Origin of the sequence: Lamprobacter sp., from assembly GCF_034860625.1 — a bacterium.
Lineage (GTDB): Bacteria > Pseudomonadota > Gammaproteobacteria > Chromatiales > Chromatiaceae > Lamprobacter.
The window spans coordinates 19852-41700 of the sequence record NZ_JAYESN010000020.1; the positions used below are offsets into that span (position 1 = coordinate 19852).

The 21849-nt window shown below is 61.2% G+C and carries 23 protein-coding genes; 4 read left to right on the top strand and 19 right to left on the bottom strand.

The genetic code is table 11. The features are described 5' to 3' along the window. The first annotated feature begins 3 nt into the window (after positions 1-3). From fliS to VBE63_RS07465, 4 genes are read left to right on the top strand one after another with little or no spacing between them, the layout of a single operon-like run. Complete coding sequence (gene fliS, locus VBE63_RS07450; protein WP_323682381.1) at positions 4-432, top strand: flagellar export chaperone FliS; 429 nt, start codon at positions 4-6, stop codon at positions 430-432. Positions 433-438: 6 nt separating this feature from the next. Then, entirely contained in the window at positions 439-858 is a 420-nt protein-coding gene (locus VBE63_RS07455) for a flagellar protein FliT (RefSeq protein WP_323682382.1), read from the top strand. After that, positions 855-2222, top strand: coding sequence for a flagellar hook-length control protein FliK (locus tag VBE63_RS07460; RefSeq protein WP_323682383.1), 1368 nt, complete (start codon positions 855-857; stop codon positions 2220-2222). The genes VBE63_RS07455 and VBE63_RS07460 overlap by 4 nt, the downstream gene beginning before the upstream one ends. Beyond that, the gene (locus tag VBE63_RS07465; RefSeq protein ID WP_323682384.1) at positions 2219-2506 is read left to right on the top strand and encodes an EscU/YscU/HrcU family type III secretion system export apparatus switch protein; all 288 of its coding nucleotides are present in this window, start codon (positions 2219-2221) and stop codon (positions 2504-2506) included. Before VBE63_RS07460 ends, VBE63_RS07465 begins: the two co-directional genes overlap by 4 nt. Here VBE63_RS07465 and VBE63_RS07470 read toward each other — a convergent pair. The 19 genes from VBE63_RS07470 to VBE63_RS07560 form a co-directional block, all read right to left on the bottom strand. After that, positions 2503-3789 carry a methyl-accepting chemotaxis protein gene (locus tag VBE63_RS07470; protein WP_323682385.1) on the bottom strand — a complete coding sequence of 429 codons (1287 nt, stop codon included), beginning with the start codon at positions 3787-3789 and terminating at the stop codon, positions 2503-2505. The two genes, VBE63_RS07465 and VBE63_RS07470, sit on opposite strands and share 4 nt — an antisense overlap. 111 nt (positions 3790-3900) lie before the next feature. After that, positions 3901-4413 (bottom strand): chemotaxis protein CheW, encoded by a 513-nt coding sequence (locus VBE63_RS07475; protein WP_323682386.1) that lies wholly within the window; start codon positions 4411-4413, stop codon positions 3901-3903. Beyond that, entirely contained in the window at positions 4410-6587 is a 2178-nt protein-coding gene (gene cheA / locus VBE63_RS07480) for a chemotaxis protein CheA (protein ID WP_323682387.1), read from the bottom strand. Before cheA ends, VBE63_RS07475 begins: the two co-directional genes overlap by 4 nt. A 210-nt stretch (positions 6588-6797) precedes the next feature. Beyond that, positions 6798-7346 carry a flagellar transcriptional regulator FlhC gene (gene flhC, locus VBE63_RS07485; RefSeq protein WP_323682388.1) on the bottom strand — a complete coding sequence of 183 codons (549 nt, stop codon included), beginning with the start codon at positions 7344-7346 and terminating at the stop codon, positions 6798-6800. Between the two features lie 3 nt (positions 7347-7349). After that, positions 7350-7679 (bottom strand): flagellar transcriptional regulator FlhD, encoded by a 330-nt coding sequence (flhD, locus tag VBE63_RS07490; RefSeq protein ID WP_323682389.1) that lies wholly within the window; start codon positions 7677-7679, stop codon positions 7350-7352. 3 nt (positions 7680-7682) lie between these two features. Further along, the gene (locus tag VBE63_RS07495) at positions 7683-9575 is read right to left on the bottom strand and encodes a methyl-accepting chemotaxis protein (RefSeq protein WP_323682390.1); all 1893 of its coding nucleotides are present in this window, start codon (positions 9573-9575) and stop codon (positions 7683-7685) included. Positions 9576-9620: 45 nt separating this feature from the next. Next, positions 9621-10331: an OmpA/MotB family protein gene (locus VBE63_RS07500; RefSeq protein WP_323682391.1), complete on the bottom strand. Its 711-nt coding sequence runs from the start codon at positions 10329-10331 to the stop codon at positions 9621-9623. Beyond that, positions 10324-11142 (bottom strand): motility protein A, encoded by an 819-nt coding sequence (locus VBE63_RS07505; protein ID WP_323682392.1) that lies wholly within the window; start codon positions 11140-11142, stop codon positions 10324-10326. The genes VBE63_RS07500 and VBE63_RS07505 overlap by 8 nt, the downstream gene beginning before the upstream one ends. Before the next feature lie 30 nt (positions 11143-11172). Next, a complete protein-coding gene (locus VBE63_RS07510; protein WP_323682393.1) occupies positions 11173-11886 on the bottom strand; it encodes an RNA polymerase sigma factor FliA in 714 nt (237 codons plus the stop codon). Between the two features lie 108 nt (positions 11887-11994). Then, complete coding sequence (locus VBE63_RS07515) at positions 11995-12432, bottom strand: flagellar protein FlhE (RefSeq protein ID WP_323682394.1); 438 nt, start codon at positions 12430-12432, stop codon at positions 11995-11997. A 51-nt stretch (positions 12433-12483) separates the two neighbouring features. Beyond that, positions 12484-14511: a flagellar biosynthesis protein FlhA gene (gene flhA / locus VBE63_RS07520; protein ID WP_323682423.1), complete on the bottom strand. Its 2028-nt coding sequence runs from the start codon at positions 14509-14511 to the stop codon at positions 12484-12486. Positions 14512-14561: 50 nt separating this feature from the next. Beyond that, a complete protein-coding gene (gene flhB / locus VBE63_RS07525) occupies positions 14562-15728 on the bottom strand; it encodes a flagellar biosynthesis protein FlhB (RefSeq protein ID WP_323682395.1) in 1167 nt (388 codons plus the stop codon). 107 nt (positions 15729-15835) lie between these two features. Continuing rightward, complete coding sequence (cheZ, locus tag VBE63_RS07530) at positions 15836-16501, bottom strand: protein phosphatase CheZ (protein ID WP_323682396.1); 666 nt, start codon at positions 16499-16501, stop codon at positions 15836-15838. A gap of 39 nt (positions 16502-16540) precedes the next feature. Next, complete coding sequence (gene cheY / locus VBE63_RS07535) at positions 16541-16930, bottom strand: chemotaxis response regulator CheY (RefSeq protein ID WP_323682397.1); 390 nt, start codon at positions 16928-16930, stop codon at positions 16541-16543. Between the two features lie 37 nt (positions 16931-16967). Continuing rightward, positions 16968-18683, bottom strand: coding sequence for a methyl-accepting chemotaxis protein (locus VBE63_RS07540; protein ID WP_323682398.1), 1716 nt, complete (start codon positions 18681-18683; stop codon positions 16968-16970). Positions 18684-18729: 46 nt separating this feature from the next. Then, a complete protein-coding gene (locus VBE63_RS07545; protein WP_323682399.1) occupies positions 18730-19794 on the bottom strand; it encodes a chemotaxis response regulator protein-glutamate methylesterase in 1065 nt (354 codons plus the stop codon). A gap of 89 nt (positions 19795-19883) precedes the next feature. Continuing rightward, positions 19884-20723, bottom strand: coding sequence for a CheR family methyltransferase (locus VBE63_RS07550; protein WP_323682424.1), 840 nt, complete (start codon positions 20721-20723; stop codon positions 19884-19886). Positions 20724-21083: 360 nt separating this feature from the next. Then, entirely contained in the window at positions 21084-21533 is a 450-nt protein-coding gene (locus VBE63_RS07555; RefSeq protein WP_323682400.1) for a flagella synthesis protein FlgN, read from the bottom strand. A gap of 5 nt (positions 21534-21538) precedes the next feature. Next, the gene (locus tag VBE63_RS07560) at positions 21539-21820 is read right to left on the bottom strand and encodes a flagellar biosynthesis anti-sigma factor FlgM (RefSeq protein ID WP_323682401.1); all 282 of its coding nucleotides are present in this window, start codon (positions 21818-21820) and stop codon (positions 21539-21541) included. Positions 21821-21849: the final 29 nt, after the last annotated feature.

Below are 21849 nucleotides of genomic sequence, written 5' to 3' on the forward strand. Positions count from 1 at the left end.
ACTATGAATGTGATGCGCGGAGCAACAGCTTACGGCCGAGGGGCCGGGGCCTATGCGCGAGTTGGTGTCGAAAGCGGGGTCATGTCGGCCAGCCCGCATCAACTCATTGTGCTGCTGTTCGACGGCGCTATCGCCTCGATTCGGGCGGCCCGACTTCAGATGCAAGGCGGGAATATTCCAGAAAAAGGCAAGGCCATCTCCAAGGCCCTTGACATTGTCAATAATGGTCTAGCGGCTGCTCTGGATGCGGAGCATGGCGGGGAGATCGCCGAACGCTTGGCATCGCTGTACGATTACATCAGCCGTCTGTTGCTGGCTGCGAATTTGCATAATGATGAAAAGAGTCTGGATGAGGCGGAGGCCTTACTGGAGGGTGTTGCAGTCGCATGGCGTGAGATCGGCGATCAGCAGACGCAGGCAGCTGCGGGCTGAACAAAGTTGACTGTCTCCCTGACTCGCCAGACGCCTTTAGAGGCTTCATCCCGGCAGCAAGAACTGCTGCAGGCCTACGAGTGTCTCTTAACCTGCTCGGCGCGCATGCTCAACGCGGCGCGCGAGGCTGACTGGGAGGCGCTGATCGCTCTCCAGGGCCGTTATCTGGAGCAGATGGAAACGCTGCGCGGTTTGGATGATGAGCAGATGATCCTCGATCAAGAGGTGAACAACCGCAAAATCGAACTGCTCGAGCAACTTGTCGAACAGGATCAGGAGATCCGCAAACGCCTAATGGAGCGCCGGGAAGCGCTCACACAGATGATCCTGGGCTCAAGGCATCAGCTTGCCCTGTCGCGTACCTACAGCTTCTATCAAGGGACCTCGGAGGTCATCGAGGCCGCTCAGCGCTTCACGTCGACGTGAGTGGCATCAATACCCTGATCGATACCCTGATGCATCAAGTGTTGGGGAAGCGGGTCGATACGCCACCGCCCCGTGACCTCAACCAGCCGGTCAAGCCGATGACGCCGACGGATGCGCCATCTGCTGTTCGCAGTGATTCTCGGCTCGATGCGCGCCACAATGCCCCGGTCAGAGAGACTGCGCGAGCACCCCAGGACGAACGCGCTGCCCAGGCTCGACAGCCGGCTGGCAACAAGTCAGCACCCTCGTCGACACAAACCAGCTTTACCCCTACGGCGCGCTCGATTGCTGATCTGATGTTGCGGTTTCCAGCCCCTTCCTCTGCGGTTCGTGTCGCGCAGCCCCTGTTCCCGACCACTGAGCATCCGCCGCCTGCACAGGTCGCCGACCGTTTACAGTCGTCGGTGCGCGATAGCGGACTGTTCTACGAGTCCCATCTGTCGCGTTGGTTTCGCGGCGAGCTATCGCGCGAGCAGCTCCTGCGTGAGCCGCAGATGTTGCGATCCTTGAGCTTCACTCAGGCATCCTCAGCGCTACCGCCAACGCCCTTAAAAACCAGCTTGCCAGCCTTCTTGCTTGGTCTATCGCGGGTCGGGGAGGCAACAGCAGGTCTCCCACAAGCCGGTTCGAGCACGCAGTCGGCAGCGCCAGGGACTCCCGCTGGGGCAAGCCTCTCCCTAGGTTCCTCATCAGGAGCCCCCGCTGCACCGGGTGCCGCACCGGGCCAGGGATCAGCCGTGGGGCCGGCTCAGCCCTCAGGTCCTGCCGGCGCGCCTGTGGGCTTGGCAGGTGCCGAAGCGCGCGACAACAGTAGTGCAGCTGCGCAACAGCAGGCCCTGAACCTGGAAATCGCGACGCAGTCTGCGCGTCTGCGTGGGGGTGAAGTCATCCATGAGAGCCTGCAGGGTGTCGTCCGCCATCAGCTCGAACTCTTGGCGACGCCGGTGCTGCGCTGGGAGGGCGACGTCTGGACCGGGATCTTTATGGCGCTGATGATACAGCCGCCGGCCAAACGGGATGAGCGAGGGTCATCCGAGGAGGAGCAACAAGGCCAAGAGGAGTCCGGATCGAACGAGTGGCATTCAAATATGACCTTGCAGGTGACGGGGCTTGGCGAGGTTGGCGTCAAACTCTGGCTAGGGGAGGCGCGCCTCGAGCTCGAGCTTGCGGCCCAAGATCCGGACGTTCGGTTTGCGTTGGCCGAAGGCGTCGAGCAGCTCAAATCGCGTCTTGGCGCGCTGGGCCTCGCCAATGTCCAAGTCCGCCTTCACCATGACCTGCCCGAATCCAAATCCGAGCCTGCCCCTGAGTCAGACTCCGCGTCAGCGTCCGAGTCCGCGTTAGGCTCAGAGGCGCTGACATGAGCGAAGCGCTCCCCGACGAACGGCGCCGTGCCGTCGCGCTCGCCTATCGGGAGGGTGATGAGGCGCCGCGCGTAGTCGCCAAGGGATATGGCGAGATCGCTGAGCGCATCATCGAAGAGGCCGAGCGACAAGGCATCTATGTCCATGATGCTCCCGAGCTGGTTGGGCTGCTGATGAACCTGGACCTCGATGAACGGATTCCGCCGAATCTCTACCAGGTCATCGCCGAGCTGCTGGTTTGGGTTCGCCAGATTGCCGATCAGCAGGCAGCGAGGGCCCCCTAGGCGGCACGTCGGCGCTTGGCTTTGCGACGAAACGCCGAGTCGAGATCGTCCGGGGTCAAGGTTTGCATCCATTCAGCAGCTTCGTCGTAGCGATTGGCGGCAAATCCCTCTTCAACCTCGGGGGCCAGCCTGAAGACGGAGACCGCCTTTTTCAGGCGATCTGCCTCGGCTTCAACCTGATCCGCTGCCTTCGCATCCTGCCGAACCAGGTCGGCATTATGCTGGGTGAACTGATCCATGTGTGCAATCGCCCGCTTGATCTTCTCAATACCCTGACTTTGGTCCCGGGACCCCGATGTGATCCCATCCATGAGGCTGTTGACCTGTTGGACGGCGCAGACCGTTTCATCGATGGAGCGTCCCGCCCGACCCGCCTGTTCGAGTCCAGCGTTGACACCGGTTGTCGAAGCCTCGATGAGCGATCGGATCGCTTGCGCCGTGTCGGCACTGCGCTTGGATAGCCCTCGGACCTCACCGGCGATCACACCAAAGCCATGACCACCGTCGCCAGCCTGCGCCGCCTCGACGGAGGCCAGCAGTGCGACACGATTCGCCTGGGCGGCAATGGTGTCGATGAGCTTGACGGCTTCCCTCATCCGTTGCACGCCTTGACTCACTTCGTTCATGATCGAGACCAGCTCGCCAACGGTTTCGCTGCTGGTGCTCGCCGTGCGCGCTGCGCTTTCGGTGACGTGGCGAGCTTGGCGTGCATGCTCGGCATGCTGCCTGACAGAGGCCGTTAGGGCCGCAATCTGCGATGCTGTTTGTTTCAGCTTCGCGGCCTGCTGTTGGGTTCGGGTTGAGAAGTCGTTGTTGCCGATGGCGATATGCTTTGCACCACGATGGACGGCATCGCTACTGATTCGCACCAGGGCGACGGTCTGCGACAGCCGTTGCTGAAGACCTCTGACGGCCGCGCTCAGCTGGCCAAGCTCATTCCGGCCAAAGCGTTCGAGCGGGACGGAAAGATCGCCGTAGGCCATGGCGTCGAAGCCGGCGACGACCTTTTGCAAGGGCCGCAAAACATTTGCCGTCACCCCCCAAAGCGCGATCGCGGCGACCAAGAGGGCCAGGGTCAGCACGGCACCGACGAGGAGACGAAGATTCCCAGCCAACGCCGCAAAGGTCCGCTGCGATTGGATGCCGACATCGCCCGCCTGCGGGGCCAGTAGACCGATGGTGCTTGCGGCCTGATCGAGCACAAAGAGCAGGATCAGGCTGAGCACGGCGATCAGCGAGAGAAAGGCGGCAAGCACCAGCGTCCAGCTTGTTCGCATGGTCATGGTTACAAGCCACCAGGCAGCGCCTTTGCTAGGCGTGCTCCGCAAACCTTGTTGGCGATGGTGAGGTTGGCGGTGGACAGGTTGGCGGTGGATAGCGCCTCGGGCATGGTTTCACTCGGCGACCTGCTCGGTCTGTTCGACCTGCTCGACCAAGGCCATCTCCTTGCTGGTCAGGAGCCGGTCAATATCGACCAGCACCAGCATGCGATTCTCCAGGCTGCCAAGCCCCTTGAGGAAGTCTGACGACAGGCTCATGCCGAGCTCAGGGGCGGGCTTGATCTGATTCGGCGTCAACGTCATCACGTCTGAAACGCCATCGACGACGATACCGACGATGCGGTCGAACACGTTGACCACGATCACGACGGTCTGGCCGTCGTAGTCAACCTTGTCCAGGTGGAATTTGATGCGCAGGTCGACGATGGGCACGATGACCCCGCGCAGATTGGTCACGCCCTTAATGAATTCTGGGGCGTTGGCGATGCGTGTGACATTCTCGTAGCCGAGAATCTCCTGCACCTTGAGGATGTCGATTGCATATTCCTCCTCGCCCAGTGAGAAGACTAAAAACTGCTGGTTCTCGCCCTCAGTCGCAGCTAGGGCGTCGCTCGTTTGACGACTCATGAGAGGGCAACCTCCGTTGATTTAGGCAGGGGTAGGGCGGATCTGTGGTGGCGCGGTTGACGGACGGCTTTCTTGCTCTGACTCAGTTGGTGGAGCCCGGCAATGTCGAGGATCAGCGCCACACGGCCATCGCCGAGAATGGTCGCCGCTGATACTCCCGGCACTTTGCGATAGTTGGTCTCGAGGTTCTTCACCACCACCTGCTGCTGGCCGATGAGCTCATCGACCAAGAGGGCATAGCGTCGCCCTTCGCCTTGAACGATCACGGCAATGGAGCGCAGTGGATCGGTTTGAGCGCCGGCCACGTCCAGCGCATCATGCACCGCGATCACGGGTAAGTACTCGTCACGCATCCGCAGCACCAGATCCTCACCGGCCATCTCGTAGAGATCGGACTTCGTTGGCTGCAACGACTGCAGCACCGTCGACAGCGGAAGGATGAAAATCTCGTCGCCGACCTTGATCGACATGCCATCGAGAATCGCCAAGGTCAGCGGTAGCAGGATGCGGATGGTCGTTCCTTGCCCGGCAGTCGACATGATCTGTACGTTTCCGCCGAGGCCTTGGATGTTGCGCTTGACGACATCCATCCCAACTCCGCGTCCAGAGACGTCCGTGACCTCCTTGGCGGTTGAGAATCCAGCTGCGAAGATCAACTGCCAGACCTCGTTATCGGTCATATTATCAGCGATGCTGAGACCATTCTCACGGGCCTTGGCGAGCAGCTTTTCGCGATTTAGGCCGGCGCCGTCGTCGCTCACCTCAATGATGATGTTGCCACCCTGATGTTTGGCCGAGAGGGTCAGCTTGCCGACGCGCGGTTTGCCCAAGGCCTCGCGTTCCGCTGGGGTTTCAATCCCATGGTCCAGGCTGTTGCGGACCAGATGTGTCAGTGGGTCGATGATCCGTTCGGTCAGGCTCTTGTCAAGCTCGGTCGATTCGCCTTCGGTGAGCAGTTCGATCTCTTTGCCCAGCTTGGCTGAGGTCTCGCGAACCACCCGCGGGAAGCGACTGAAGACGAAATCCATCGGGATCATGCGGATCGACATCACCGCTTCTTGCAGATCGCGGGCATTGCGCTGCAGTAGGCTCATGCCATTGACGAGCGCGCTGTTGCTGATGCCGTCAAGCTGGCTGACGGTCTGATCCAGCATCGATTGGGTGATGATGAGCTCGCCGACCAAATTGATGATTTGATCAACCTTCTCGACCGAGACTCGAATCGAGGACGACTCCGCTGCACCTTTCGTCTTGGCAGCGGGCTTGCCGGCGGCTTTTTTCGGCTCGCTCGCTGTGGGGGCTGATGGCGGGCTTGGTGGCGGCGCTTGCTTGACGACCTCAGTGGCATTCGATGCCGCGGTTGGCTCAGCGGCCGCCTCGGGCGCTGCGATGCGCTCAGCGGCGGCAATGGTCTCGACGGTCTCAGCGGTCTCGGATGGAGGCGTTTTCGCCGCCGTATCGGACAGCATATCCGATGCGGCCAAGGTCCGTATCTCGATCTGTTCAGGCTCGATGATGAAGCACATGACCGACTCGATATCGGCTGCGCTGGTCGTCGTCTGGAGCTGGACCTCGTATCGGCTCGTATCCCCGGACTGGGCGATAATCTTCCCGAACTGATCGAGCTCCTCGACCAGAAGGACGCGATTCTCTTCGCTGATCCCGAGGAGTGCGATGAGCAAACTGTCCGCTGCGGCCTCTTCCCCATGCTCCTCAACAGGGGGGTCGGCTGTCTGCCCTTGAGATTGGGCTGCGGGCTCCTTGGAACCGCCATTGCCACGCTGTTTGATCTCTTCCTCGGCGAGCTGTTGCAGGGTCTTGCAGATGCGCTCGAACGCCTCTTGGTCGGGCTCTTCGCCATTGCGATAGGCCGTGAGCTGATCGTTCAGCATATCCTTGGTTTCCAGAAAGATGTCGACAATGTCGCGGCGCAGGTTCAGTTCGCCATGCCGGGCATGGTCGAGCAGGTTCTCGAAGAGGTGCGTGGTCTTCTGTAAGGCCTCGAAGCCAAAGGTTCCGGCGCCGCCCTTGATCGAATGGGCGGTTCGGAAGATGGCGTTGAGCTGCTCGGCATCAGGCTCCTCGAGATTGAGCTCGAGAAGATAGCGCTCCATGTCCGCTAAAAGCTCTTCTGCTTCTTCAAAGAAGGTATCGTAGAAATCGGTGATATCCATCCGCGTTTCCGGCTCCCGAACGATCGACTGGAGTCAGGCCATTCTGTCACTGATGGCCCGACCATCTTGCCCCGCCTCCCTAGCGGCCGCCATCTCGGGCGTGCTTGCTTCTGCCGGCCTGAGTGCTAAAGGGGCAGGGGCTGCTGGCGCATGTATTTGGCGCTGAGCGATGTTGCTTCGCTAGGTGACTGTGCTCATAGGGTACTGTGCTCAGCTTGCCTTGCGTTCGGCCACCGCGGCCGCGCGCCGCATCGTCTTGCCAGCCCTAGAGGGTGGGTGACAGAGACCGCAGCGATAATCCTGAATGGGTGCATAGGCATGAACAATGAATTGACCACCGCAACGGGTACAACCTGTTAACTGTAGCAGATCATTCTCGAAGAATCGCATCAGCGTCCAGGCACGGGTGAGGGCGAGGACCGGCTCTTGACCGCTGAGCTGGACCTGCTCCTGATACAGCCGGAAGGCCCGCACAAAGGCGTCGATGCGGTCACAGCCAAAGTCTTGCTGCAAGCGTTGGTGGATATTGATGAACAGCGAGGCGTGGATATTCGGCAGCCAGGTGATGAACCAGTCGGTCGAGAACGGCAGCATGCCCTTCGGCGGCGACTTGCCTCGGAGCTCTTTGTAGAGCTTTGTGAGACAGGTGCGGCTGAGGTTGGTCTCGGTCTCCAGCACTTGTAGGCGAGCACCCAGCTCGATCAACTCCATGGCGAGCTGGACCTGATGCATCTCGGTGACCGGACTCTTTGTTGACATGGCTCAATTCCCCGTCTCTTCGGTCCTGCGGTGCGGGCGAGACGCCATCAGTAGCGACGAGTGGAAGCCTGAGAGGTCTTGTTCACGCGGCTGATGGGTCACGGTGCGGAGCTGCTCGACATCGTCGTAGCCGAAGCGGCAAAGTAACTGATTGGTTCTGGATAGTTTAGCGAGCTGTCGCGCGCTCAGCGACAAGAGAAGCTCGGCCATTTCATCGCTGATCTTGAGCCGAAACATTGCGCTTGCTCGATCGCTCTGAAGCATGCGATGAGCCAGCAGCAGATAGGTCAGATTGAGATCTTGGATCTCGTTGATCAGGCAGTCTTCGTCCATCTGTTAGTGGGTCATCCGATGTGGTAGAGCGGCCTGCCGCTGGCTGCGATCGTCCTCAGCCGTGGCGCCGAGCTCGAAGGCGTCGATCAGGGCGTTCAGATGCTCGGCAAGCGAGCGCATCTGAGCGGCCGATGAGGAGGTCTGGTTGACCATGGCGGCGTTCTGCTGGGTGACAGTGTCGAGCTCGGTCACCGCGGTATTGACCTCGGCCACAGCTGAGCTCTGCTCTCGGGTACTGGCGCTAATCTCTTCGAGCACGTCATTCACGTTGCTAATACTCTCTAAGATCTTGTTCATCGCCGCGCTCGCCTGCTCGACCTTGTTCAGGCCGAGGCGGGAGGTCTTGACGGATTCCTCGGTGACATCGCGGATCTCGCGCGCGGCCTGACGAGAGCGCTCGGCGAGTGTTCGCACCTCTTGTGCAACCACGGCGAAGCCTCGACCGTGCTCGCCGGCGCGGGCAGCCTCCACCGAGGCATTGAGCGCGAGGATGTTGGTCTGAAAGGCGATGCCATCGATTAAGGTGACAATATCGGTAATGCGCGACGACGCCTGGTCGATATCCTTCATGGTCGTGCGCAGCTCTTGCATCCCGGTTGAGCCCTGAGTTGCTGCCTCGCTAGCCGATGCGGAGAGCGCGGTGGCCTGATGGGCGGAATCCGCCCCATGTGCCACCGTGGCAGCGATCTCCTCCATCGCCGCCGAGGTTTGCTGAAGATTGGCGGCAGCCTCATCGCTGCGGCTCGCCAAGTCCTCACTACTTCGGGCAATGGAGCCTGAGGTCTCGTAAACGCTGCGCGCGCTATCGCGCACATCCTGCAGGGTTAACTGCATGCGCGAGACGAAGGCGTTGAACTGCCGTGCAAGCTCACTCAGCTCATCCTGGCCACTGGCATCTAGGCGCTGCGTGAGATCAGCCTCACCCTCGGCGATATCGCCCATCGCCGCGGCGGTGCGCTTGATCGGGCCGGTAATGGTCTGCGAGATCAGGAACGCAAGCAGGATGCCGATGCCCATGGTGACGGCGATGATGAACAGGGCGGCGTTGCGCGCGGTGTTCGCCCGCGCAATGTACGAGGTTCGGTCTAGCGTTACCTCAAGCACCCCCACGGGCTGACCCGAGAAGTCCCGCACGACCGCCCCCATCACCGCCACCGGTGTCTCCTCGTAGAAGTGGTCTTCGATCGGTTGCTCACCGTTCAGCGCTGCCTCGAGCGCTTCCTTGCTGAGCAGCGGCTGATCACCGAAGGTTGAGGCGAAGGTGGTAAAGCCGTTTCCCTCGCGCAGTCGCAGCGCCGCACCGGCGCCGAACTGTTCCTCAAAACGCTCGAAGAAATCCTGGCCAAAGCTCATCCCAAATTCGAGCGAGCCAATGTGCTGGCCTTGCCATTGCACCGGTTGCAGGCTGCGGATACCGAGCCCGAACACACCGCGCTCAAGGCCCGTGATGGGCTGCTGTGAGCGGTTGGTCTCAATGATCGTCTGGCGGATGGCGCTGAGGTCATCGCCAAACTTGTCCGGGCCATGGACGCGCAGAAACGAGGTGGCAGGGGGCAGATGAAACTGGAACTGGGCGATGCCGTACTGCTCACGCAGCGTCTTGAAGCCTGGCACAAAGAGCTCGGCAAGCCGGTCGCGGCGTTGCTCTGCAAAGGCCTGCTGAACCTCCGGGATCAGTGCAACCAGCGCACTCATGGCGCTCCCGCGGCGGCCTTCCGCGTCGAGGGTGGCCATGAGATTGCCGTGCAGCGAGCGCAACTCCCGCTGCTCGGCTTCCTGGATCACACCGTCGAGCCGGTCGAGTAGGTAGGGCACGATGATCGCGACAGCAACTAACAGCATGGCGACAAAGCCAGCGATGATCCGAAACCCAATGGGGAAATGGTCAAGACGCATGAGGGAGACTCACCCTTCTACTAGCTTGATCGTTATCGATCGAGATTAGAGACTTTGCTTCAACAACAGCTCAACACGGCGATTCGTGGCGCGCCCGGCGGCACTGTCATTACTCTCAAGCGGCTGTGTATCAGCATAACCGATGGCGCGTAATCTGCCTTCTGGAATTCCGGATTGAATCAGATAACGTAAGACCGCAATGGCGCGCGAGGTGGAGAGCTCCCAATTGGACGGGAAGCGTGCCGTTGAGATCGGGACATTGTCGGTATGGCCTTCGACCGAGACCTGTCCATCGAACGCCTCCAATGTCGGCACCAGCGACCCGATGACCTCTTGACCCTTAGCGGTCAGCTCCGCTTCGCCGCTGGCGAACAAGAGGCTGTTGTCGAGACGCAAGGTGATGCCTCCCTGTCCCTCGGCGATACTCACCCCATCAACGCCTTCCATGCCTTTGAATTGCTGCTGTTCGAGTGTCTGAATGGCCTGATCCTGGGGCAGTAGCCCGCTATGCTGCGGCAGCAGCCCCTGATTTGCGGGCAGCTGGCCGGCGCCGATAGCGGCCTGCTGATGCTGCTCTGTACCACCATCATTGCGCGCTTGGGTGCTATCGGAACTACCTGTTCCCAGCATCGAGACCAGGAGCACAAACAGGGTGATGAGCAGGGTCAAGACATCGAGATAGCTCATCAGCCAGGCATCGCTATCACCCCCGGTCTTGATCTCCGGCATCGATTGCCGATTGCCTCGATCAAGCATTTCTGGTTCTCTTCTTGGTTTTACTGATGCCGGGCTTGGTCGGATCACGAATCTCGTCGTGATAGGTGGCGACAAAGGAGTTCAGGGTCTCCTCAATGAACGAGGGTAGGCGGCGCTTGGTGATCAGCGAGATCCCCTCAAGCACCATATTCATCGCGATCAGCCGCTCCTCGGTGCGTCGCTCGAGCTTCACCGCAAAGGGTTTGAACACCAGATTGGCGAGCAGGATGCCGTAAAAAGTAGTGAGCAAGGCGACGGCCATGCGCGGCCCAATCACTTGCAGGTCGCCAGCCTCCATGACCTCGAGCATATTCACCAGTCCCACCAAGGTACCGATCATGCCGAAGGCCGGCGCATAGGTGGCCATGGTATGAAAGATCTGCGCCTCGGCATGCTCCCGGGCTTTGAGCCGCGCAATGCGCCAGCTGAGCAGGTCGAAAATCTCCTGCTCTTTGGTGTTGGCGATCACCAACTGGATACCGCTGCGGAGGAAGGGGTTGCGCATTTGGTCGAGCGCCGCCTCGACCGCGCGGACATCGCCTTTGAACCAAAGGCGCGCGACATCCACCAATTCCGTGATGTCGTCGCGGGTATAGGTGTTTTCGCGGCGGAACACCACGCCGACCAGGCCGACGACGCGCAGCACCTCACGTAGTGGATAGCTGATAAAGGTGGCCGCCATGGTGCCCGTGAGCACGATGGCGAGGCCGGGCAGATTGAGAAAACTATCGGGAGATTCCGCGGTGAAAAACAGAACGGTGCCAAGCAGCAGGATGCTGGCGAAGATGCCGATGACGGTAGAGGGATTCATGGGGACTTATGAGTGGAACTAAGCAACAGTTTATTGACTGGCCGCAGCCTCATGAAGCCGCGCCCTGAGCCGGCTGAGTGCTTGGCTGTGGAGTTGGCAGACGCGTGACTCGCTGACCCCGAGCACGGCGCCGATCTCCTTCAGGTTGAGCTCTTCTTGATAGTAGAGTGCCATCATGAGCTTTTCGCGTTCGGGTAAGGCCTCAATGCTCTCGATCAGGCGCTGACGCTGCTCGTCATCGATCAGGCCACTGAGCGAGGGGTCGGCGGGTCGGTTTGCCGCTCCCGGCTCGATCCCCTCTTGGATGAGTTCCTCAAAGGGTAGGAACTGACCATTGTTGGTATCGTTGAGCAATTGCCGGTAATCAGTCAGGTCGATCTCCATCTCAGCCGCAATCTCATGCTCCTCGGGTGTGCGCCCTAGCCGCTGCTCCAGTTTCTGTATGGCGTCGTCCATCGCACGCGCGTTGCGGCGGACGCTGCGCGGTAGCCAGTCGCGGCTGCGTAGCTCATCGAGCATCGCGCCGCGGATGCGCTGGTTGGCAAAGGTGGCGAAGCTCGCACCCTGGCTCGCATCAAAACGCCCCAGGGCCTCGAGCAGTCCCAGTGTGCCGGCCTGGATCAGATCGTCAAGCTCGATACTGGGCGGCAGCTTGACCTGCAGCGCAAGCGCCAGCCGGCGCACCTGCGGCAGATACTGCGTCACGAGTTCGTGCTGGTCGATCTTGCCTTTCGCAGTATACATCCCGTTTGCCTTGCGCTCTTCACCTTGCTCTCTTCACCTTGTGCCCTTCACCTTGTGCCCTTCATCTTGTGCCCTTCATCTTGCACTCTTCGCTTTCCTTATCTTCGATCATTGGTAATTCACGATGAGCTGCATGCCTCCCACGACCACGGCCTGCTGTTGCTGGGGGGCGAGGGCGAAATGAAACCGTAGCGGCAGCGTTGCCGGGTATCCAGCAAGCGCGGTGCTGCTGCCACGCATGCTGTCCACCGCGACACAGCGATCGGCCTGACACAGACGCCCCCTCAACCGGGCGCCCGGCGGGGCAGTGAATCGCCAAGTCAGGCTGTGGATCTCGCCTTCAGGCACCGACGCCGGCGGCTGCAGCGGCGCCGAGAGACTCTCCCGCTCGGCCATGCTCACGCGCAGCGGCGGTGCCGTCGCGACCCAACTCCCCGCGGCCCAGGCGCCCGGGCCACTGAATGATGCTAACCAGCATAACGCCAACAGGGTGATGCGGGCTCGAGTTGTCGCCTGAACGCCCTCTGTGGATACTGCTCTGCGCATTCGCCTTGTCGTCGGCCTTGGCATCCGCTTAGTGGTCCGCCTGCTCATCCGCTACCTGCCTCCAATCAATTGCGTCACCCGCAGGCTGCGATCATCCGGTATCTCCGCCTGGGACATCACCATCAGATGGCGCAAGCGTCGGCGCAGGAAACGCGCGAGCACGGCCCTCAAGCTGTGTTGGACAACCAGCACGGGCGGCTCGCCAGCGGCTTCCTGGCGGGTCAGTGCCTGCTCGGTTTGTTGCATCAAGGTCTCAGCCAAGCCTGGCTCGAGCGCACCGTTACCACTCATGGCCTGCAGTAAGACTTGTTCAAGCTGGGTGTCCAGCCCGATCACCCGCAGCACCTTCTCCCCCGGGAACCACTGCTGAACGATGGCACGCCCAAGCGCGATCCGCACCGCGGCGGTCAGCTCGCCCAGATCCTGCTGTTGTGATGCGTGTTCGGCCAGGGTGTCGAGGATGCTACGAAGATCGCGAATCGGAACCTCTTCGGCCAGGAGGTTCTGTAAGAGTCTTTGCAATGCGGTCAGTGAGATCAGCTTCGGGACGACCTCTTCGACCAGCCCCTTCTGCTCGGCCCCGAGCTTGTCCAGCAGGTTCTGGACTTCAGCACGGCCGAGCATCTCGGCAGCATGCCGGTGTAAGAGGTGATTCAGATGGGTGGCGACAACCGTGCTGGCATCCACCACGGTATAGCCATAGACCTGGGCATGCTCGCGCTGCTCGCTGCCAATCCAAACCGCGGGCAAGCCAAAGGCTGGGTCCTGGGTGGGGGTTCCCTCGAGCTTGCCGGTGACCTGGCCGGGATCGATCGCGAGCCATTGGCCGGGTAGAACCTCCGAGCGTCCGATCTCGGCATCTTTGAGTGAGACCAGATAGGTGTTAGGCCCAAGCTCCAAGTTATCGCGGATATGCACCACTGGCGGCAGGAAGCCAACATCTTGCGCAAACTTCTTGCGCACGCTCTTGATGCGGCCGAGGAGCTCGCCGTGTTGGCGTTGGTCGACCAGCGGGATCAAGCGATGTCCGACCTCGAGTCCGAGGGTGTCGACCAGTTGCACGTCGTCCCAGCTCGCCTCCGGGGTCTCTCTGGTGGTTGCCGTCGGCTCGACGATCGCCTTCTCGACCAGCCGTTTTTCCCGCTGATGCAACAGGTACCAAGCCAGACCGGCAAGCAGAGAGGTAAAGATCAGAAAGACCAGGTTAGGCATGCCTGGGACCATGCCCAACATGCCCATTACGATCGCGGCCAGGATCATCACCTGCGGATTGATGAACAGCTGGCTGATCATCTGCTGCCCGACGTCCTGCTCGGTGTTGACCCGGGAGACGGTCACGCCGGCGGCGGTCGAGATCACCAACGCCGGTATCTGTGCGACTAGGCCATCACCGATGGTCATCAGCGTATAGGTGCGCGCCGCATCACCGAAGCTCATGTCATGCTGCATCATGCCGATCAGCAGGCCACCGATGATATTGATGACCATGATCACCAGGCCGGCGGTCGCGTCACCGCGGACGAACTTGCTGGCACCATCCATCGAGCCATAGAAGTCCGCCTCTTGCGAGACCTCGCCGCGGCGCCTGCGCGCCTCGTCCTCGCCAATCAGCCCGGCGTTGAGATCGGCGTCAATCGCCATCTGCTTACCTGGCATGGCGTCGAGCATGAACCGCGCGCCGACCTCGGCGATACGCCCGGCACCCTTGGTGATGACCATGAAATTGATGATCACCAAGATCAGAAAGACCACCAAGCCGACGGCGAAATTACCGCCGATCAGGAACTCACCGAAGGCCTGGATCACCTTGCCGGCACTGTCACCGCCCTGATGGCCCTCCATCAAGATGACTCGGGTCGAGGCGACATTGAGCGAGAGGCGCAGCAGCGTCGTAAACAGCAGCACCGCCGGAAAGGCCGCAAAATCCAGTGGCTTCTGGGTAAACATGCTCACCAGCAGCACCAGCACGGCGAGGGCGATATTGAAGGTGAACAGCAGATCCAGGATGAACGGCGGCAGTGGCAGGATCATCATGCTGAGAATCAGCAAGATGAGCACCGGCCCGGCAAGGACCTTCATCTGTACATTATTGAGCCAGGGCTGCTTCTCGAGCAGTGCGCTGAAAGCGGTCATGGGCGCGCCTCAGGGCTCGGTTTGTCTGCCGGAACCTGCAGTGCCTCCGGAATCGGGAGGTTTTCCGGCGGTGGCGGCAGCGGACCACCGGCGCTGTTGAATTGCCGTAACTGGAAGGCCCAGGCCATCACCTCGGCCACCGCGGTGTAGAGCGCCATCGGGATCTCGGCGTCGAGATCCACATAGCGATAGAGTGCGCGTGCAAGCGGGGCAGCCTCGAGCCGAGGCACCGCATGCGCATCGCCGATCTCGCAGATGCGGGCAGCGACCTGGTCAACGCCCTTGGCAACCAGTCGAGGTGCTGACATGCCTTGTTCCTCGTATCGGAGCGCAACGGCATAGCGGCTTGGGTTGGTGATGATGACATCGGCCTCTGGCACCTTGCTCATCATACGGCCACGTGCAATCGCCTGCTGTTGCTGGCGAATGCGGGCCTTGATCTGCGGGTCCCCCTCGGATTCCTTGTGCTCACGCTTGACCTCTTCTTTGCTCATCTTCAGCTTCTTGGCGTGGCTCCAGAGCTGGTAAGGAATATCGATGAGAATGACCACCAGCAGCGCCAGCACCATGAGGGCGCTTGCCATGACCGCCAATTCCAAGCTATTTGCCAGCGCCTGCTGGATCGGCTGATCCATCAGGTCCATGTAACGCCCGCGGTTGGCCATCAGGAAGGTGACGGCAATACTGCCAACCAGAACCGATTTCGCGATCGCCTTCGCGAGCTCGACCAGTGCCTGGACGCCGAGCACCCGCTTGAGTCCTTTGATCGGATTGAGCTTGGATAGCTGTGGCTGCAGCGCCTTGGCCGAGACCAGCCATCCACCCAGCAAGACCGGAGCGATCAGGGCTGCGAGCGCCAGCAAGAGGAAAACCGGCAGCATCGTGAACAGCGTGCGCTTGACGAGGTCGGTCGTCTTGACCAGCATCAGCGGCACCTCGAAGACCTCGCGCCGCTCGAACAGGAAGGCCTGCTCCATGATCAGCCCGAGCTGATCGTAGATCATGGCGCCCCCAGCCCAGAAGGTTCCGACCCCAACCAGCAGCAGCATGAAGGTCGTCAGCTCGCGGGAGCGAGCAACCTGTCCCTCTTCACGCGCCTTCTCTAAGCGTCGCGGGGTGGCTTCTTCGGTTTTTTCTTGGTCGTTGCCTTGGTCTTCAGCCATAGCCGGTCATCGAGCATGCGGGTGAAGCGCCACCGGTCTTCACGGGAGGCAGGCTGCGCAACAGCGATGGTGCCTATGGCGGAGCGACGGGGCAAGCGAGCGCCTGTTCAGAAACCGAGCTCGTCGAGCAGGGCGTCGACCTGATCCTGGCTGCCGACCACATCATGAGCATGAGGGTCGATCTGCGGGCCGTTGAGTAGGCCTTCGTTGCGACCGCTATCGGCTCGGCGCTGCATCTCGTCACGCGCCTGGCCTTCTGGCACGCTGTCGATCAACACTTGAACGAGCTGATTCTCGATCTCTTTGATGACCTCCATCATCCGCTTGATCACCTGGCCGGTCAGGTCTTGGAAGTCCTGCGCCATCATGATGTCGAGCAGCTCTTTGTTGGTGGCCTGCGTTTTCTCCGGCACCTCAGCTAGAAAGCTGCGCGTATCCACGACGATGGCGCGGGCGGCGTCCAACTCATGAGGTTCCGCGAACCACTCCGCCCAGCGCTGATCGAGCGCCGCCGCACGGCTCTCCAGCTCCTCCTGCAGCGGTTGTGCCCGATCAATGGCATTCAGTGCACGGTGGGCCGCCTGCTCGGTCATATTGGCAATGTAGTTGAGCCGGTCACGGGCATCGGGGATAGCCTCTGCGGCCTTCTCGATCTCTTTGTCGAGACCGAGCTCGCGCATGCTGTCGCGCAGTAGGCGCGTCAGATTCCCGATGCGCGAGATCAGCATGTCCATGCCTTGCTGATCATCCTGCGGTTTTTGTTCCGTGGTCATTGTCTATCTCCAGTAATCCTGGACGGTCGGCGGGCGCTGTTACCAGCCCAGTTTCTCGAAGATCTTGTTCAATTTTTCATCGAGTGTGGCGGCCGTAAAGGGTTTGACCACATAACCGCTGGCACCTGCTTGGGCGGCAGCAATGATATTTTCTTTCTTGGCCTCGGCCGTCACCATCAGCACCGGTAGATCCTTCAGGTCAGGATCGGCGCGGATCTGTTTGAGCATCTCCATCCCATCCAGGTTGGGCATGTTCCAATCCGCAACCACGAACTTGAAACCGCCGGCCTTGAGCTTGTTCAAGGCGTCCTGGCCATCCTCGGCCTCCTCGACGTTGGTGAAGCCCAGCTCTTTCAGCAGGCTGCGCACGATGCGCCGCATGGTCGGAAAGTCATCAACGACCAGTATATTAATGCTTTTGTCTACCATCCCGAATTCTCTCTATTCGTTTTAGAAGGCTTCGTTTCTAGAAAGCTTCCCACTCGTCTTCGGCTGTTGCTGTCTGACGTTGTGGCGGCTCCGACTTGTCCGAGGATTCAAGCCGGTAGGACGCAGGCAGCGCAGCCTGCCGCGCCTGCGGTTGAGCGCTGTTACTGTGCCCTTTGCTCGGCAAGGCGCGAGCGGGGCTCGCTGTCTTCTCCAAGCGGAACCTTGAGATCGCCTGTTCCATGCGGCTCGCCTGCTCTTCCAGGGAGGCTGCGGCCGCGGATGCCTCTTGCACCAAGGCCGCATTCTGCTGCGTGACCTCGTCCATCTGGCCCACAGCCTGGCTGACCTGGTCAATGCCCTGGCTTTGCTCTTGGGAGGCGGCTGAGATCTCGTCCATGATATCAGTGACTCGACGCACAGCTCCAACCACCTCTTCCATGGTGGTTCCGGCATTTTCCGCTAATGATGAGCCGGCCTGGATCTGCGATACAGCCCCTTCGATCAATTCCTTGATCTCTTTTGCAGCCTCGGCGCTGCGGCTGGCCAGGTTGCGCACCTCGCCTGCCACCACGGCAAAGCCGCGCCCCTGCTCGCCGGCGCGGGCGGCTTCAACCGAGGCATTGAGCGCCAGGATATTGGTTTGGAAGGCAATCGAATCGATCACGTTGGTGATCTCGGCGATCTGCTGAGAACTGTTCGAGATGCCATGCATGGTCTTCACCACCCGATCGACCACCTCGCCACCGCGCTCAGCGGTGGCCGAGGCCTCAAGGGCAAGGCCGCTGGCCTGGCGAGCGTTATCAGCGTTCTGTTTAACGGTGGCCGTGAGCTCTTCCATGCTCGAGGCGGTTTCCTCCAGTGCCGAGGCCTGCTGCTCGGTGCGTGATGAGAGATCGGCGTTGCCGGCGGCGATCTCGCTGGCGCCCAGATGAATGGCCGCACTGCTCTGGCGCACCTCGGCGATCACGCTCGCGAGGTGCATGACCATGCGTTTCATGGCCACCAACACGCTGCTGTCGTCATTCGACTTGGTCTGGATCTCCAGGCTCAAGTCTTGATCTGCAACGCGTTTCGCGATCTCCGCCACCTGATAGGGCTCGGCACCGAGCTGGCGATTGATGCCGGCGATGATCAGCCAGGCGAGCAGCAGGCTACCGACCAAGACCACGACCAGTGCGGTGATAAGCAGCGTGCGGCTGCGCTGATACGCGGCTGAGGCGTCCTCATAGGTCGCCTTCGCGACCTCGACCTGGACCGTCATCAGATCCTGAAACCCCTCGGAGATCGGATCGATGAGCGGATAGAGCCGGTTGCTGACGAAGGCCTCGAGCGCGGCCTTGTCCTCGCGCTGCATGATCTGTTGCAGCTCCTGAATGCCCTGATTCGCGGCTTCTAACCGGGGGCTGACAGCGGCAACCAGGCGTTCTTCGTCGGCGACGAGATCAGTGCCCAGAAAGGCTTGCCAGTCTGAGGCAGTCTCCGTCAGCGCGTTGGCCATATTGGTGCGGCCTCTGCTCCAGCTGAGCGTACCCGCATTGACCTTGTGCGAGCTGTCGACGACACTGACTGCATACTGCTCGACAATCGATTCGAGCTGGTGCAGGGGCACCACCCGGTCCTGGTAGACCGAATCCAGTCCCTTTACCGCTTGTTGCTGACCGTTGAGCCCAAGGACGGTCAGGGCCACCAAGGCGGCGGCGAGCAATCCGACGAGGAGGGAGATCTGGGTTGAGATCTTAATCTGTTTGAACATCTGGTCTTTCCCTTCATCTTGTCATTGAGCCGAGTCTGCGAATCCGCTAGACCCGCTGCGCCCGACCGGATGCGGCCGCGAGCGCCATCATGCGCGGTGCAATCTCCTCGAGCCTGATCACCTCACAGGCCCCGCCGAGCGCAATCGCCTCGCGCGGCATGCCAAAGACCACACAGCTGGCTTCATCCTGAGCGATGGTCGGAGCCCCGGCATTGCGCATCTCGAGCAGACCGGCGGCACCGTCCTTGCCCATGCCGGTGAGCAGCACTCCGATCGCATTGCGTCCTGCATTCTGGGCCGCCGAGTGAAACAGCACATCGACTGAGGGGCGGTGGCGGTTGACGGGCGGACCATCGTCGAGCTTGACCACATAATTGGCACCGCTCCGAGCTAGCTTCAGATGCTGGTCACCAGGGGCGATATAGGCATGCCCCGGCAGCACCCGCTCGCCTTCTTCTGCCTCCTTCACCGAGATTTGGCTGAGTCGATCGAGCCGATCGGCGAACGAGCGGGTAAAGCCGCCGGGCATGTGTTGGGTGATCAGGATACCTGGGCTACTGGCCGGCAAGGGCTCGAGCACCTGGCGGATGGCCTCGGTGCCACCGGTGGAGGCGCCAATGATGAGCAGCTTTTCGCTCGAGATCATCGGCGCCTTGATTCGCGCGGGGGGGGGATCGCGGCGTCGCGGAGCCTGCCGGGGGCGGGAATGCGCGGCGGCCCGGATCTTCTCGGTGATCTCCTCGGTGTAGCTCAGCATGCCGCGGCGAATGCCGATAGAGGGCTTGGAGACGAAGTCCAGGGCGCCAAGCTCGAGGGCGCGCAGGGTCACTTCCGAGCCGGCCTGGGTCAAGGAGGAGACCATCAGCACCGGCATCGGACGCAACCGCATCAGGCGCTCGAGGAAATCGAGGCCATCCATCCGTGGCATCTCGACATCCAGGGTGAGTACATCGGGGTTATGACGCTTGATCAGATCGCGCGCCATAATCGGGTCCGAGGCCACCGCAACCACCTCCATGTCGGGCTGGCTGTTGATGATCTCGCTCAGCAGGTCGCGGATCAGCGCCGAGTCATCGACGCAAAGCACCTTAATCTTATTCGTAGAGCTCAAAATAAGCCTCCTACACCCCTCTCTCGGTCGGTGACAGACCCGGCCGCATTGGGCTTGGGCACCATGTCGCGAGCGCGATGCTCAACAGATCAGGCGACGGTATAGACCGTCTGACCGCGGAGTCGGAAGGCCTGGGTGATATAGGTAAAGTTCTCGGAGTGGCCGGCGAATAAGAGGCCGTCGGGCTTCATCATCGGAGCGAAGCGCTCGAGGATATGTGCCTGGGTTTTTTTGTCGAAATAGATCATGATGTTACGACAGAAAATCGCATCAAAAGGGCCTTTGAAGGGCCATCCGGGTGTGAGCAGATTCAGCTCCTGAAAGTCCACCATCGCGCGCAGCTCAGGGCGCACGCGGGCCATCCCGGCTTGACTGCCAGTGCCGCGTTGGAAAAAGCGCTTGATTCTCGCCTCGTCCATCTTGTGGACTTGCTCGATGGGATAGATGCCGGCCCGCGCCTTGGCGAGGGCCTCGGTATCGATGTCGGTGGCGGTGACCTTGGCATCGGCGGTGCGGGTGCCCAAGGTTTCGGCTAAGGTCATGGCGATCGAGTAGGGCTCCTCGCCGGTGGAGGCCGCGGCGCACCAGATACGGATCGCGCCCTTGCGGTCGCGAACATGGTCGGCGAGCTGCGGGAAGTGATGGGATTCGCGGAAGAACGCGGTGAGGTTAGTGGTCAGCGCGTTGGTGAAGGCCTCCCATTCCTTGGCGTCTGGCCGGCGCTCCAGACGGGCCAGATACTCACTGAATTGGGTCAGGCCATAGTGCCTCAGGCGTCGGGCAAGACGGCTATAGACCATCTCGCGCTTATGCTCCGCAAGCACAATGCCCGCCCGTTTGTGGATCAGCTCGCGGATGCGGTGAAAGTCTGCATCCGTGAGCACGAGATCCCGCTCGACCGTCCCGTAAGAGGACCAGCCACTGATCATGGCGGCCGGCTGTTCCGCGAGCCCGTTCAAACTAACTGCCATCCTTATATTCCCCGGCTAATACGATCCTGCCCTGTCCCGGCACGGGCGACAACGCGCTCAGCGCACCAAACCGGGGCTCGATGCGCGGGCAATCCGGACAGGTTAGCGCCACCACGGATTCCTGCATAGAGGGCATCGTGGCGAGGGACATCTAAGGGAGTATAGGCGACTAGCGCGTTCCTGTGGATGCTGAGCGCTGAAAGTCGCCCCGGCGCTGCGCCTCGCCTGCGCGCTCGACTTGATGGAGGCCTGTTGCGGGGCGCCTCGGTGGCTGGAAGGCGACAAGGCAAGCGCGTTTAACAGGGCGGTGCCTTGCGACTAGGCGGAGGCGTCGAGACGTCCGGGCTGGGCTTGGGTCCGCCCGCGGGTGTCGTAGAGGGTCTTTTCGGCGACGCTATGGATCAGATTCAGCAGGCGTTGGTTATGTGTGAGGCGCATCTTCAGCATGGAGCCGGCCAGTTCATTGAGCCGCGCCGCGCGCTCGCTCGCGCTCCGCACCGCTTCCCAGCTCCCTAGGCAATCGGCAGCGCGCGCGGCCTCCCGAGCGCCGGCGTCGCCGTCTGGGTAGCCAAGCTCAGACTGGAGCTGCCGACGCTGCTGTTCGGCATCCTCGAGCTGTTCGAGCAGGTTCTGCTTATCCGCCGCGATGCGTTGCAGCAGTTCGCCATCGATCCGCCCCACTGCCAGTGCCTGATGCTCTTGTTCTAGGAGGCGGATGAGTGCGCCCAGATCCTCAGACTGCTGGCCTAGCAGCTTTACAAGGTTCATGTTGCCTAGCCCCCGATCGAATCATCGAGCATGCTCGCGATCAGACCCTCGGCGATCCGGTCTGCGCGGATCTCTAGGCGGCCTTCGCGGATCGCATCACGAATGGCTTCGACCGCAGCCAGGTTGATATCTTGATCGGTGGCCGCCGCTTCGCGATGCAGATGGGTCTGCACCGCGGGATCGGTGGTCTTGCCGGCATCGACCCGCACGGGCCCCTGCACCTTGGCGGAGGGCTCCTGCGCGGGCTGGCTGGCGCGGAATAGCGGATGATGGGAGTCAATCTTCAAGGGTCTGGCCTCATTGCCGGTGCTTACTC

Coding starts and splice junctions, on each gene's coding strand:
- fliS (WP_323682381.1), top strand. CDS start 4: ATGAATGTGATGCGCGGAGCAACAGCTTACGGCCGAGGGGCCGGGGCC.
- VBE63_RS07465 (WP_323682384.1), top strand. CDS start 2,219: ATGAGCGAAGCGCTCCCCGACGAACGGCGCCGTGCCGTCGCGCTCGCC.
- VBE63_RS07470 (WP_323682385.1), bottom strand. CDS start 3,789: ATGACCATGCGAACAAGCTGGACGCTGGTGCTTGCCGCCTTTCTCTCG.
- VBE63_RS07475 (WP_323682386.1), bottom strand. CDS start 4,413: ATGAGTCGTCAAACGAGCGACGCCCTAGCTGCGACTGAGGGCGAGAAC.
- cheA (WP_323682387.1), bottom strand. CDS start 6,587: ATGGATATCACCGATTTCTACGATACCTTCTTTGAAGAAGCAGAAGAG.
- flhC (WP_323682388.1), bottom strand. CDS start 7,346: ATGTCAACAAAGAGTCCGGTCACCGAGATGCATCAGGTCCAGCTCGCC.
- flhD (WP_323682389.1), bottom strand. CDS start 7,679: ATGGACGAAGACTGCCTGATCAACGAGATCCAAGATCTCAATCTGACC.
- VBE63_RS07495 (WP_323682390.1), bottom strand. CDS start 9,575: ATGCGTCTTGACCATTTCCCCATTGGGTTTCGGATCATCGCTGGCTTT.
- VBE63_RS07500 (WP_323682391.1), bottom strand. CDS start 10,331: ATGCTTGATCGAGGCAATCGGCAATCGATGCCGGAGATCAAGACCGGG.
- VBE63_RS07505 (WP_323682392.1), bottom strand. CDS start 11,142: ATGAATCCCTCTACCGTCATCGGCATCTTCGCCAGCATCCTGCTGCTT.
- VBE63_RS07510 (WP_323682393.1), bottom strand. CDS start 11,886: ATGTATACTGCGAAAGGCAAGATCGACCAGCACGAACTCGTGACGCAG.
- VBE63_RS07515 (WP_323682394.1), bottom strand. CDS start 12,432: ATGCGCAGAGCAGTATCCACAGAGGGCGTTCAGGCGACAACTCGAGCC.
- flhA (WP_323682423.1), bottom strand. CDS start 14,511: ATGAAGGTCCTTGCCGGGCCGGTGCTCATCTTGCTGATTCTCAGCATG.
- flhB (WP_323682395.1), bottom strand. CDS start 15,728: ATGGCTGAAGACCAAGGCAACGACCAAGAAAAAACCGAAGAAGCCACC.
- cheZ (WP_323682396.1), bottom strand. CDS start 16,501: ATGACCACGGAACAAAAACCGCAGGATGATCAGCAAGGCATGGACATG.
- cheY (WP_323682397.1), bottom strand. CDS start 16,930: ATGGTAGACAAAAGCATTAATATACTGGTCGTTGATGACTTTCCGACC.
- VBE63_RS07540 (WP_323682398.1), bottom strand. CDS start 18,683: ATGTTCAAACAGATTAAGATCTCAACCCAGATCTCCCTCCTCGTCGGA.
- VBE63_RS07550 (WP_323682424.1), bottom strand. CDS start 20,723: ATGATCAGTGGCTGGTCCTCTTACGGGACGGTCGAGCGGGATCTCGTG.
- VBE63_RS07555 (WP_323682400.1), bottom strand. CDS start 21,533: ATGAACCTTGTAAAGCTGCTAGGCCAGCAGTCTGAGGATCTGGGCGCA.